This window comes from Neorhizobium tomejilense (assembly GCF_964254135.1).
GTDB lineage: Bacteria > Pseudomonadota > Alphaproteobacteria > Rhizobiales > Rhizobiaceae > Neorhizobium > Neorhizobium tomejilense.
This window is the reverse complement of record NZ_CAXUSO020000001.1, coordinates 45,295-57,047: the sequence shown is the minus strand read 5'-3', so window position 1 is coordinate 57,047 and position 11,753 is coordinate 45,295. Positions and strand designations below refer to the sequence as shown.

General features: G+C 62.3%; 11 protein-coding genes and 1 pseudogene. 6 read left to right on the top strand and 6 right to left on the bottom strand.

Translation table 11 applies throughout. The annotated features are described in order from the left end of the window. Window positions 1-16: 16 nt before the first annotated feature. Window positions 17-613: a hypothetical protein gene (locus ACSQ3G_RS00290; RefSeq protein ID WP_436108653.1), complete on the top strand. Its 597-nt coding sequence runs from the start codon at window positions 17-19 to the stop codon at window positions 611-613. A gap of 13 nt (window positions 614-626) precedes the next feature. On the opposite strand, the gene truA is transcribed toward ACSQ3G_RS00290, so the two are convergent. From truA to def, 3 genes are read right to left on the bottom strand one after another with little or no spacing between them, the layout of a single operon-like run. Next, window positions 627-1,391, bottom strand: coding sequence for a tRNA pseudouridine(38-40) synthase TruA (gene truA, locus ACSQ3G_RS00285; RefSeq protein ID WP_436108652.1), 765 nt, complete (start codon window positions 1,389-1,391; stop codon window positions 627-629). Further along, on the bottom strand, window positions 1,391-2,326 hold the full coding sequence (gene fmt / locus ACSQ3G_RS00280; protein ID WP_436108651.1) for a methionyl-tRNA formyltransferase: 936 nt from the start codon (window positions 2,324-2,326) through the stop codon (window positions 1,391-1,393). The genes truA and fmt overlap by 1 nt, the downstream gene beginning before the upstream one ends. 58 nt (window positions 2,327-2,384) lie before the next feature. Further along, window positions 2,385-2,900: a peptide deformylase gene (def, locus tag ACSQ3G_RS00275; RefSeq protein WP_436108650.1), complete on the bottom strand. Its 516-nt coding sequence runs from the start codon at window positions 2,898-2,900 to the stop codon at window positions 2,385-2,387. 111 nt (window positions 2,901-3,011) lie between these two features. Here def and ACSQ3G_RS00270 point away from each other — a divergent pair, with 111 nt between their 5' ends. The 3 genes and pseudogenes from ACSQ3G_RS00270 to ACSQ3G_RS00260 all read left to right on the top strand — a co-directional run bounded on the left by ACSQ3G_RS00270 (window position 3,012) and on the right by ACSQ3G_RS00260 (window position 7,703). After that, window positions 3,012-4,217, top strand: coding sequence for a DNA recombination protein RmuC (locus ACSQ3G_RS00270; RefSeq protein ID WP_436108649.1), 1,206 nt, complete (start codon window positions 3,012-3,014; stop codon window positions 4,215-4,217). A gap of 49 nt (window positions 4,218-4,266) precedes the next feature. Next, a complete protein-coding gene (locus ACSQ3G_RS00265) occupies window positions 4,267-5,166 on the top strand; it encodes a ribokinase (protein WP_436108648.1) in 900 nt (299 codons plus the stop codon). A gap of 183 nt (window positions 5,167-5,349) precedes the next feature. Then, a pseudogene (locus ACSQ3G_RS00260) lies at window positions 5,350-7,703 on the top strand (methyl-accepting chemotaxis protein). Between the two features lie 71 nt (window positions 7,704-7,774). Here the strand turns inward: ACSQ3G_RS00260 and ACSQ3G_RS00255 are convergent. Next, on the bottom strand, window positions 7,775-8,716 hold the full coding sequence (locus ACSQ3G_RS00255) for a nucleoside hydrolase (protein WP_436108647.1): 942 nt from the start codon (window positions 8,714-8,716) through the stop codon (window positions 7,775-7,777). 194 nt (window positions 8,717-8,910) lie between these two features. Between ACSQ3G_RS00255 and ACSQ3G_RS00250 the strand changes: the two genes are divergently transcribed. After that, window positions 8,911-9,339: an Hsp20 family protein gene (locus ACSQ3G_RS00250; RefSeq protein ID WP_436108646.1), complete on the top strand. Its 429-nt coding sequence runs from the start codon at window positions 8,911-8,913 to the stop codon at window positions 9,337-9,339. A 44-nt stretch (window positions 9,340-9,383) separates the two neighbouring features. Then, window positions 9,384-9,641, top strand: a complete 258-nt coding sequence (locus ACSQ3G_RS00245) for a BQ00720 family protein (RefSeq protein WP_046630469.1) — start codon at window positions 9,384-9,386, stop codon at window positions 9,639-9,641. A 4-nt stretch (window positions 9,642-9,645) separates the two neighbouring features. Here ACSQ3G_RS00245 and trmB read toward each other — a convergent pair whose 3' ends face one another. Continuing rightward, window positions 9,646-10,347 carry a tRNA (guanosine(46)-N7)-methyltransferase TrmB gene (trmB, locus tag ACSQ3G_RS00240; protein ID WP_105438614.1) on the bottom strand — a complete coding sequence of 234 codons (702 nt, stop codon included), beginning with the start codon at window positions 10,345-10,347 and terminating at the stop codon, window positions 9,646-9,648. 84 nt (window positions 10,348-10,431) lie between these two features. Beyond that, on the bottom strand, window positions 10,432-11,691 hold the full coding sequence (metK, locus tag ACSQ3G_RS00235; protein WP_436108645.1) for a methionine adenosyltransferase: 1,260 nt from the start codon (window positions 11,689-11,691) through the stop codon (window positions 10,432-10,434). Between the last annotated feature and the right edge of the window lie 62 nt (window positions 11,692-11,753).

The window sequence follows — 11,753 nt, the reverse complement described above, 5'->3', positions numbered from 1 at the left end:
TTGCGGGGAGGCAACCTTGCCCTCCTATCCTGAAGTCAGACTTTATCTGAGCGGTATTTGGCTGCTGATCCGCGGCGATGCGCAGGGTTTCCGCCTGCTCGACATTTCCGATCGCGGCATGATGCGCTCGTTCTGGGCGTTCGTCTGGTGCCTGCCGGGAGCGTTCATCTCCTGGCTGTGGTGGCGCGACTATCTGCTCGAAGGCATGCCGCCCGGCGCGCGGATCGGCGGGATTTTCTTCGTTCGCATGGCGATGCTGGAAATCTTCAACTGGCTGGTGCCGCTGATCCTTGCCGGCGTACTCTGCTCGCTTCTCGGCATTGCCCGAAAGTTTCCGGCGGTCGTCGTCAGCGTCAACTGGCTCTCGGTTCCCTTCGCCTATCTCTATGGCCTGCTGAGCCTGCGCTTTCTGTTGCCATCCAGCCTCGATACTGTCCTGGCGCTTGTCCATTTCGCACTGCTGATCGTCATGATCGTCGCTGTATCGCGGGTGATGCGGATGATCTGCGGGCCGCAGCCGCTGATGATCACCACGCTGGTGCTGGTGCTGATCGTGCCGAGCATGCTGCTGACCGAAGCCCTGCAGCGTTTCCTCGGAATCTATCCGCTCTGATGAAGCCAGCGCTTCAGGGCTCTACGGGATCGCCTGGATAGTCGACGCGCATGAAATAAAGTCCCTCGGGCGGCGCCACCGGCCCGCAGGCCTTGCGGTCCCGGGCGTCCAGTGCTGCGCGGACATCCGCCGGCGTCATGCGGCCTTCCCCGGCCAGTTTCAGCGTGCCTGCGAGCGAGCGTATCTGATTGTGCAGGAAACTCTGCGCCGTCGCGCGGATTTCGATCAGGTCGCCGTTGCGCGTGACATCCAGCATGTCCAGCGTGCGAACGGGACTTTTCGCCTGGCAATGAACCGAACGAAAGGTCGTGAAATCGTGCTTTCCGACCAGCGTCTGGGCGGCGGCATGCATGACCTCATGATCCAGATCCTTGGTGACCCACCAGGCGCGCTTCGCATCCAGCGCCAGCGGGCCGGCGCGTGAAATGATGCGGTAGAGATAATATCGCCGGACAGCCGAAAAGCGGGCGTCGAACGTATCATCGACGACCTGCACGCCGATGATGGCGACTTTCTCCCTGGCCATGCCCAGATAGGCGTTCAGCGCGTCGCGCAGCCGGTGTGGCTGCCACAACCGCGACAGATCGACATGCACCACCTGCCCGCGTGCATGAACGCCGGAATCGGTGCGGCCGGCGCCCTTGACCACCACGCTCTCCTTGGTCAAGGACAGGATGGCGGTTTCAAGCGCCGACTGTACCGAATGGCCGTTCTTCTGCTTCTGCCAGCCGACATAAGGCGTGCCGTCATATTCGACGATCATGCGGAATCGCGGCATCAGGAGAGCCTCGTGCCAGGCCCTAGCGGCGTACCGCGCAGGAACTCCGCCGCGGCCAGGGGCTTGCCCCCGGCCTTCTGCAACTTGAGGAGCCGCACTGCACCCGCGCCGCAGGCAAGGGTCAGTGCGTCGTCAAGAACCGTTCCGGGCTCGCCCTGCCCCTCGCCGATTTCCGACAGAAGAACCTTCACACGCTCCAGCTTGCCGTTGATCTCCGCCTCGAACCATGCGCCCGGGAAAGGCGACAGACCGCGGATGTGGTTATGCACATCCGCTGCGGGTTTCGAAAAATCGATGCGCGTCTCGCCCTTGTCGATCTTGGCGGCATAAAGCACGCCTTCCGGCGATTGCGGCGTCAGCGGCAAGTCGTTGGCTTCGAGTTTTTCCATCGCCTCGACCATGGCTCGGGCACCAACCAGCATCAGCTTGTCGTGCAGTTCGCCTGCCGTCATGTTCTCGCCGATTTCCACTTCCCTCGTCAGCGCAACGGGGCCGGTATCGAGGCCCTTTTCCATCTGCATGACCATCATGCCGGTCTTCTTGTCACCCGCCATGATCGCCCGCTGGATCGGTGCGGCACCGCGCCAGCGTGGCAGGAGCGAAGCGTGGCCGTTGTAACAACCGAGTTGTGTGCCCGTCAGGATCGCTTCCGGCAGCAGCAGGCCGTAGGCGACGACGACGGCAACATCCGCCTTGAGCCCGCGGAATTTTTCGCGCTCTTCCGGATCCTTGAAATTCACCGGCGTAAAAACGGGGATGCCCAGCAGTTCGGCGGCCTGATGGACCGGCGACTTCACCAGATCGAGCCCGCGGCGGCCACCCGGGCGCGGCGGCTGGGTATAGACTGCGACGATCTCGTGCCCCGCGTGCTTGAGGCTCTGCAGCGTCGGCACGGAAAATTCCGGGGTTCCCATGAAGATGATGCGAAGAGACATGGACGTTCCGCGTCTCAAGAGACCGCGCCTTCTTAACTCGGATCGCCTGAGCGACGGTTCAGACCGCCTTGGACTTGGCAGCCTTGGTGAATTTCTTGATCACCATCTCGCGCTTCAGGCGAGAAATATGGTCGATGAAAAGCACGCCATTCAGGTGATCGATCTCATGCTGGAGGCAGGTGGCGAGCAGGCCATCGGCCTCCACCACATATTCCTTGCCGTCGCGGCCGAGATGCTTGACGCTGACGGTCGCCGGCCGTTCGACCTCCGCATAATATTCCGGAATGGAAAGGCAGCCTTCTTCATATACGGAGATGTCGTCGGAGGATTTGACGATCTCCGGATTGATGAAGACTTGCGGCTGCTTTTCCTCGCCCTCGCGCGCAATGTCGACGACCAGCAGGCGGCGTGGCACGCCGATCTGGATCGCTGCAAGGCCGATGCCCGGCGCGTCGTACATGGTCTCCAGCATGTCGTCGGCGAGCCTCAGAAGCTCGGCGTCAACACGCTCTATCGGCTTGGAAACCTGACGCAGGATCGGGTCAGGCAGAATAATCAGAAGCTTGATCGTCATGGCTTCCCATAACCCATCTTTTTTTCCGAAGAAATAGAAATTACGGCCGGAGGAAGTGGAATGTTCACGTTTTGATCTTTTCAAGTGGCAAAATTCTGTTAGTTTCCCGCCATGGATAACCTTGTTGCGAGCCTTTCCCGTTTCTTCGACGACCCGCGCGCTGCCGTCGTGGCGGTGATGTGTGGAGCGGCATTGCTGCTGTTATGGCTGTTTCTGACGCGCCGGGCATCCCTTCAGCGGCAGGAAGATGCGACATTGCGGGTGATGGAAGGCGAGGCCCGGCTTTCCGAACTTCTGAGAGCGCAAAGCGAGATGCAGGGTCGGTTGTCGGCAATGGCGGAGACGCTTTCGACACGGCAATCAGAACTGAACCAGTCGGTCAGCCAGCGGCTCGACGGCATGACCCACCGGATCGGCGCTAGTATCACCGAACAGACCAAGTCGACGCACGAGAACCTGCAGCGACTGCAGGAACGGCTGGCGGTGATCGACGCTGCCCAGAACAATATCCAAACGCTGGCAAAGGACGTCGTCGGCCTGCAGGCGATCCTGTCGAACAAGCAGACACGCGGCGCCTTCGGCCAGGGCCGAATGGAAGCGATCATTGCCGACGGATTGCCGATGGGGGCCTACGGCTTCCAGACCACGCTTTCGAACGGCACCAGGCCCGACTGCACGATCAGGATGCCGAACGGCGCGCCGCCCTTGGTGATCGATGCCAAATTTCCGCTCGAAGCCTGGAACGCATTTCGCGAGGCTGCGGCACCCGAAGCGAGAAGGGCCGCCGCCCAGGCCTTCAAGCGCGACCTCGAGGTTCACATCCGCGATGTCTCGGAAAAGTACCTGATACCGGGCGAAACGCAGGAAATGGCTTTCCTCTTCGTGCCATCGGAATCGATCTTCGCGGAGATCCACGAGCATTTCGAAAGCGCTGTGCAGAAGGCGCAACGTTCCCGCATCGTCATTGTCTCGCCCTCGCTGCTGATGCTGTCCATCCAGGTCATCCAGGCCGTGCTGAAGGACCAGCGGATGCGCGAGCAGGCACATCTCATCCAGGGTGAAGTGGCACTGCTGATCGAGGATCTTTCCCGCCTCGACGACCGCACCCGCAAACTGCAGACACATTTCTTCGCGGCGCAGAAGGATGTCGAACAGATCCTCACCTCCACCGACAAGCTCAACCGCCGCGGCGCCAAGATCGAGGCTCTCGAACTGGAGGCTCCGGCGGAGGCCGGGGCAGCCCGCGACCTGCCACAGGCGAAAGTGGTCGAAAGCCGCACCGGTCTTCTCAAACTGCGGGTGGTTGACGAGGAGTGATCCTCTCGGGCAGTGTCGCGCGACTTCAAATCAAGCACGCAGGCCCGCCATGATCACCGTCCTCGGCTCCATCAACATGGATCTCATCGCCACGACCGAGCGCCTGCCCCAGCCAGGGGAGACGGTTGCGGGATCGAGCTTTGCGACGGCTGCCGGTGGCAAGGGCGCCAACCAGGCGCTCGCCGCACGCCGTGCCGGAAGCGCCGTGCATATGGTCGGAGCCGTTGGGGAAGATGGTTTTGCTGTGCCGGCGCTGGCACTTCTCGATGACGCCAAGGTCGACCTCTCAGCGGTCGCGCGCGTAACCGATCCAACCGGCACGGCTCTGATCCTGGTGGGGGGCACGGGCGAAAACATGATTGCGGTGGTGGCCGGCGCCAACGGTACGGTGAGCGCGGCGCAGGCCGAGGCGGCGGTCGAAGCCATGAAGACCGGCGATATCCTGATGCTGCAGCTCGAAATCCCGGCCGAGACGGTAGAGACGGCGCTCAACGCGGCGCGTGCCAAAAGCGTGCTGACGGTGATCAACACGGCGCCGCTGACCGGCGATGCGGCCCGGCTTGCCCGGCTCGCGGATATCGTCGTCGCCAATGAAACGGAATTCGAACTACTGGCCGGAAGCCCGATCCCCAACGCTGCGGCGCGCCAGGAGATGTTGAAAAAGCTGCATGCGGAAACCGGCCAGACATATGTCGTCACGCTCGGCGGCGACGGCGTGGTCGCGATCCGCGACGGAGAGATTGTCACGGCCGAGGGATTGAAGATCGAACCGGTCGATACGGTCGGCGCCGGCGACACGTTTTGCGGTTATCTGGCCGCCAGCCTCGAGCAGGGGCTCGATTTTGCGAAAGCGCTCCGCCGCGCCGCGGTGGCCGGTTCGCTCGCCTGCCTCAGCCGCGGCGCCCAGCCGTCGATCCCGCCCGCCGAGGCGGTCGACGCCAGGGTCTGAGCTGCTTCGATCGAGTATTTCCCCCTACTTTCGCCGTTGCGGCAGAGCAAGCATTTGCAATTTTAGTCAACGTTAACATATCGCTTTTAGGGTCGCGGTCATATCTCTGCGGGGACGAGATTCGATCCGCCTCGCGGCCGCTCCATGAAGGAGCCTCACCCTGTCCGCACTCCGAGGCAATTGATGTTTTCGCTCAAGGTCAAGTCGCTCTCCACGAAGCTCATACTGGTAACGAGCCTGGTGATCGCAGGCGTTCTGGTTCTCTCCAACTTCTTCCTGATTTCCCAAACCCGCAACCGCGTATCGACGCTGACCATGGCGCAGGCGCAGGCCGAGGCGCGCTCGATCGCCAATGAGGTCGCCGTCGACATGGGCCAGCTTGCCGGCGCGGCACGCTCGATGGCGGGCGTGATCGGCCGCGGCCATGCCGCGGGTTATCTCGACCGCAAGGGCGTCACCGACGCTCTCAAGGCCAACCTGGAGCAGAATGCTTTTGCCTATGGCAGCTGGTTCGCCGAAGTTCCGGGCGTATTCGACGGGAAGAACGCCGAGCTCGTCGGCAACAAGGAGATGGGCGCCAACAAGAAGGGGGAGCTTGCTCCTTACTGGACCAAGAGCCGCACCGGCGATATCGCTTATAGCGTCTTCGACATCGACACCCAGGCGGAATGGTATTCGCTCGCGGCAACCTCGAAGAAAGGCTCGCTCACCCAGCCCTATATCGAAAGCACGACGGGTGATGCTGTCGCCATGAGCTCTGTCGCCTATCCCGTCATGTCCGGCTCCAAGCTCCTCGGCGTTGCCGGCCTCGACGTGTCGATGGCGACCCTGACAAAGAAACTCCAGGCGATGCGGCCGTTCGGTTCCGGCCGGGTTCTCCTGGTGTCCCAAGGCGGCAAATGGATCGTGCCTGTCAATCCCGACAAGCTGATGAAGCCGGTCGAAGGCGAAAAAACGAGCGAGCTGCTGGCCGCGCTGAAGTCGAACCAGCCGATCCAGCTCGACAACCTGACCGCCGATGCGGCGGAACCCTTTGAACGCGTCGTTTATCCGTTCACGGTTCCGGACCTCAACGCCACCTGGGCGATCGTCCTGGACGTGCCGCAGAGCGTGATTGCCGCGCCGGTTCAGGACCAGACGCTGATGATGGTGCTCGGCGGGATCGTCATCATGGGGGCCTGCATCGCGACCCTCTATTTCGGCAGCACCGTCTTCGTGCGGCGGCCTCTAGGCGCGCTGCTCGGCAGCGTCGACACCTTGAGCAAGGGCCGCTTCGAACAGCCGGTCGAAGGCCAGGATCGCACCGATGAAATCGGATCGCTGGCCGGAGCGCTCGAAGGCTTCCGCCACACGCTGGCGGACGGCCGCCGGCTTGAAACGGAAGCGGAGGCCCAGCGCCATGCGGCGGAAAACGAGCGCCACCGCTCCGAAGGCGAGCGCGAAGCGAACGCACAGCAGCAGCAGCGCGTCGTCACCTCGCTCGCCAATGGCCTGGCGGAGCTCTCCAACGGCAATCTCGGCTATCGCATCCAGGACGACTTCCCGGGCGAATAGCCAAGCTGAAGGTCGATTTCAACAAGGCGCTGGAAAGTCTTGAGGAGACGATCGCGACGGTCAGCTCCACCGTCTACAATATCGGCAATGGCAGCCGCGAAATCACCACCAGCGCTCAGGACCTGTCGCGCCGGACGGAGCAGCAGGCGGCAAGCCTGGAGGAGACCGCCGCCGCGCTCAACGAGCTCACCGCGCAGGTGAATTCGAGCGCCGAAAACGCCAGCTCCGCGGCCGCCACGGTCAACCTCGCCTGCGACGATGCGGAAAAATCCGGCGAAGTGGTGCAGAAGGCCGTCGCCTCGATGCACGGCATTGCCCAATCGTCGCAGGAAATCTCCCGCATCATCGGCGTCATCGACGAGATTGCCTTCCAGACCAACCTGCTTGCGCTCAATGCCGGCGTCGAAGCTGCCCGCGCCGGCGAGGCCGGCAAGGGGTTTGCCGTCGTCGCGCAGGAAGTCCGGGAACTCGCCCAGCGTTCCGCCACCGCCGCCAAGGAGATCAAGGCGCTCATCAACGCATCGACCAGCCAGGTCAGCGATGGGGTGGAACTGGTCGGCAAGGCCGGCGACACGCTGCAGAAGATTGCCGTGCAGGTGATGCAGATCAACGGGTTGATCCGCCAGATCTCCGCGTCGGCAAGCGAACAGGCCGTCGGCCTCAAGGAGGTCAATTCGGCGGTCAACCAGATGGACCAGGTGACCCAGCAGAATGCCGCGATGGTGGAAGAGACCACCGCCGCGAGCACGGTACTGAGCACGGAAGCGGAAACGCTGAAGTCGCTGGTCGCCCGGTTCCGCGTTTCGACGCATGCGACAGGCCATGCCCAGAGCGCGCCTCAGGCGCTGCGCCAGGTCGCGCAGACCATGCGGGCAACGCGGCCGACCCCGCCCGCACCGGCCCCACGCGCCAAGCCAGCGCCAAAGGCTGCGATCTCCCACGGTTCGGCCGCCGTCGCATCGGACGACTGGCAGGAATTCTGATCGCACCTAAAGCTGAAAGCATAAAAGCCGCCGTACAACCGGCGGCTTTTTCTTTGCCCGCTTATTCCGCCTCAGAGCCGGGCGACCCGCTCCGTCAGCAATTCAAAAAAGCCGTCGGCATCGACGTGGCGCATCACCTTGGCATTCGGCTTGCGGCCGGAGACGTGCCACCAGTCAACCACCGTCATGCCGACCGTCAGGTCCGATTGCGTCTCGATCTCGACATTGCAGTCGCGCCCGGAAAAGAGTTCGGGCCTGATGAGGTAGGCGATGACCGTGGGATCATGCAGCGGCCCGCCATCGGAGCCGTATTTTTCGATGTCGAAGCGCTCGAAGAAGGCGAGCCACGCGACCAGGACCTCCGCCGGATGGGTGCCGAGCGCGGCGATCTTTTCGACACGGGCTTTGGTCGTCAGCAATTGGTGGGTGACGTCGAGCGGCATCATGACGATCGGCATCCCCGAGGCGAACACGGTCTTTGCCGCTTCGGGATCGACATAGATGTTGAATTCGGCCGCCGGCGTGATGTTGCCGCCCTCGAAAAAGCCGCCGCCCATCATCACCAATTCCTTCGCGCGCCCCGCGATGTCCGGCGCTTTCTCCAGAGCGAGCGCGATATTGGTGAGCGGCCCGAGCGTGCAGAGCGTTACCGTTCCGGCAGGCTCGGTGCGCAACGTGTCGATGATGAAGTCGACCGCATGGACATCTTTCACCGGCATGGTCGGTTCGGGCAATTCGATACCGTCGAGGCCGGTCCTGCCGTGCACGTGCTCGGCGGTGACCTGCGGGCGCATGGTCGGCTTCTGCGCCCCCTCGTAAACCGGCGCATCCGGCCTGCCACAGAGTTCGCAGACGATCCGGAGGTTGCGGCTGGTGTAGGAAAGCGGCACGTTTCCGGCGACCGCGCAGAGCCCAAGCACCTCGATCTCGTCGGGACTCGCAAAGGCAAGCATGATCGCCGCGGCATCGTCCTGACCCGGGTCGGTATCGATGATAATCTTCCTGCGCTGCATGAATGCTCCTTTTTCCGGGGGTAGTGGTCCACAACCTGACATTCTGTCAAGTGCCGCATGAGCGGCATGGGGCAGCCGTGTCCATCAGCCCGGCGCTCATCCTTGCGGTCGCCGCCGTAACCTCCCATATAACGAACGAGTTGGCGGGCCGCCCGGCGGGCGCCAACATAGTCGCTTGTTGCAAGGACTGTCCGATGAGCCGAATGACGCCGTTTGCGAGCCCCCTGCTTCTGGGCTTCGACGCCATGGAAAAGACACTCGAACGCCTTGCGAAGGCGAACGACGGTTATCCTCCCTATAATATCGAACGCATCCACGCTGACGCTTCCGGTGCCCCTGAGAGGCTGCGAATCACGCTGGCCGTGGCGGGTTTTTCCGAGGCCGAGCTCGAGGTGACGACGGAAGAAAACCACCTCGTCATCCGCGGACGCCAGACGGAGCAGGGTGAGCGCGACTATCTTTACCGCGGCATTGCTGCCCGGCAGTTCCAGCGTATGTTCGTGCTGGCCGATGGAATGCAGGTTTCCGGCGCCTCGCTCAAGAACGGTTTGCTGTCGGTCGACCTTATCCGCCCCGAGCCCGCACGCATGGTGCGAAAAATTAACATTTCCGTCTCAGAGTAGGTCAATGGCGCTAATGCCGTTGCCCCTCAATGCTGGAGGCTGGAATGCTCCTGAAAGAAGCGAATACGCGTTTGACGCAGTCCGAACTTGCTCATCTGGGCGCTGGAGAGGTCGGATACATTCGCAAGATGCGGTCGGAAGAAGTTTCCCGCTGCTTCCCTGAAGCCCCGGATATCGATCCCAGTCTCGATCTTTGGGCCCTGTTCGGCGCAGATGGCACGCCGATTCTCCTAACCGACAATCGCTCCAGCACCTTCTTCAAGGCTGCTGAAGACGACCTGAAGACCGTCAGCCTGCACTGACCTTTCAGGCTTTCCTGAACGTCAGATAGGCCGAGGAACGACCTTCTCGGCGGGCCTTGTTCTCGTATCGCGTACCTGGCCAGCCGGCGAAGGGCGTCAGCCAGTCGGAAGATTGCTCCGCCTGCCATTGGAAACCGCCATGGTCGCGGCAATGGATCAGCGTCCAGTTGACATAGGTGTCGATGTCGGATGCGAACAGGAACAGACCGCCCGGCTTCAGCACGCGGTGGAAGCGGTCGAGATTGACCGCAGACACAAACCGCCTTTTCCAATGTTTCCGCTTGGGCCACGGGTCCGGATAGAGCAGGTCGATGCGATCGAGCGATGCATCCGGCAGCCAGTCCAGAACCTGCGTGGCGTCGTCGTCATAGACCCGGATATTCTTGAGCCCCAGTTCGTCGACGCGCGACAGAAGCTTCGCCATGGAATTGACGAAGGGCTCGACGCCGATAAAGCCGGTTTTCAAGTTCTCCTGCGCGCGGTGGACCAGGTGCTCGCCGCCGCCGAAACCGATTTCCAACCGCAGTTCCTCGACCGGTATCGGAAATATCTCCGAAAGCACCGCCGGCGCTGGCGCCTGAAGATCGAGCTTCAGCGCAGGCAGCAATGTCGCCATCCCCTCCGCCTGGCGTTCGCGGAGCTGCTTGCCCTTGCGGCGCCCGAAGAAGGCTTCGGTGCTGCGGCTCGGGTGCTGCGGTTCGGTCATAGGCTGGTCTCTCATGATAAAAGCGGGCGTCTCCGTCAGGAGGCACCCGCTTTACAGTTTTATGGAGCTATCCGTAAAGGCCGATCAGGCGGCCTTGAGGGTCTCTTCCTTCAGCGCATCCTTGAGCGGCTTCGCCAGATCGGTCTTCTCCCAGGAGAAGGAGCCGTCGCGGCCGGCCTTGCGGCCGAAGTGGCCGTAAGCGGAAGTCTTCGCATAGATCGGCTTGTTGAGGTCGAGATGGCGGCGGATGCCGGTCGGCGACAGGTCCATGACCTTGCGGATGGCGGCTTCCACCTGGTCTTCCGTCACGCCCTTGCCGGTGCCGTGCAGGTCGACATAGATCGACAGCGGCTGGGCGATGCCGATTGCGTAGGAAATCTGGATGGTGCAGCGGTCAGCAATGCCAGCGGCGACGACGTTCTTGGCCAGATAGCGAGCAGCGTAAGCGGCCGAACGGTCGACCTTGGTCGTGTCCTTGCCGGAAAATGCGCCGCCGCCGTGGGGAGCCGCGCCACCGTAGGTGTCCACGATGATCTTGCGGCCGGTAAGGCCCGCGTCACCATCCGGGCCGCCGATGACGAACTTGCCTGTCGGGTTGATGTACCACTTGCAATCCTTGGCGATCGGCAGGTCGCCGAGCGCTTCGCGGATGTAGGGTTCGACGACCTCGCGAACCTTCTTGGAGTCCCAGCTCTCGTCGAGGTGCTGGGTGGAAAGAACGATCGAGTCGACCGCGGCCGGCTTGCCGTTCTCGTAACGCACGGTCACCTGGCTCTTGGCGTCCGGGCCAAGCTTGCCGGCATCACCCTCGCCCTTCTTGCGGGCGATTGCGAGAAGCTGCAGGATCCTGTGGGAATAATAGATCGGCGCCGGCATGAGATCCGGCGTTTCCTTGCAGGCGTAACCGAACATGATGCCCTGGTCGCCGGCACCTTCATCGCCCTGCTTGTCGGCAGCGCTGTCAACGCCCTGCGCGATGTCAGCAGACTGGGAATGCAGCAGCACGTCGATCTTGGCCGTCTTCCAGTGGAAGCCGTCCTGCTCGTAACCGATGTCGCGGATCGCCTTGCGGGCGGCCGACTTGAACTTCGAGGGATTGATGACGTCCTTGCCGTCCTTGTCCTTCTTCATCAGGCTCGGCGGCAGGCGGACTTCACCGGCAATGACGACACGGTTCGTGGTTGCCAGCGTTTCGCAGGCAATGCGCACGGTCCAGGGATCGACGCCGGTCTTGGCCGCCTCGCGGTACACAAGATCTACAATTTCATCGGAGATACGATCACAAACCTTGTCCGGATGGCCCTCGGCAACGGACTCGCTGGTGAACAGATAACTTGCGCGCATTACGGGATTCCCCTCAAAGAAACGAACGCACCTGTGTTAGTGATTTCCATCGACAAACACAA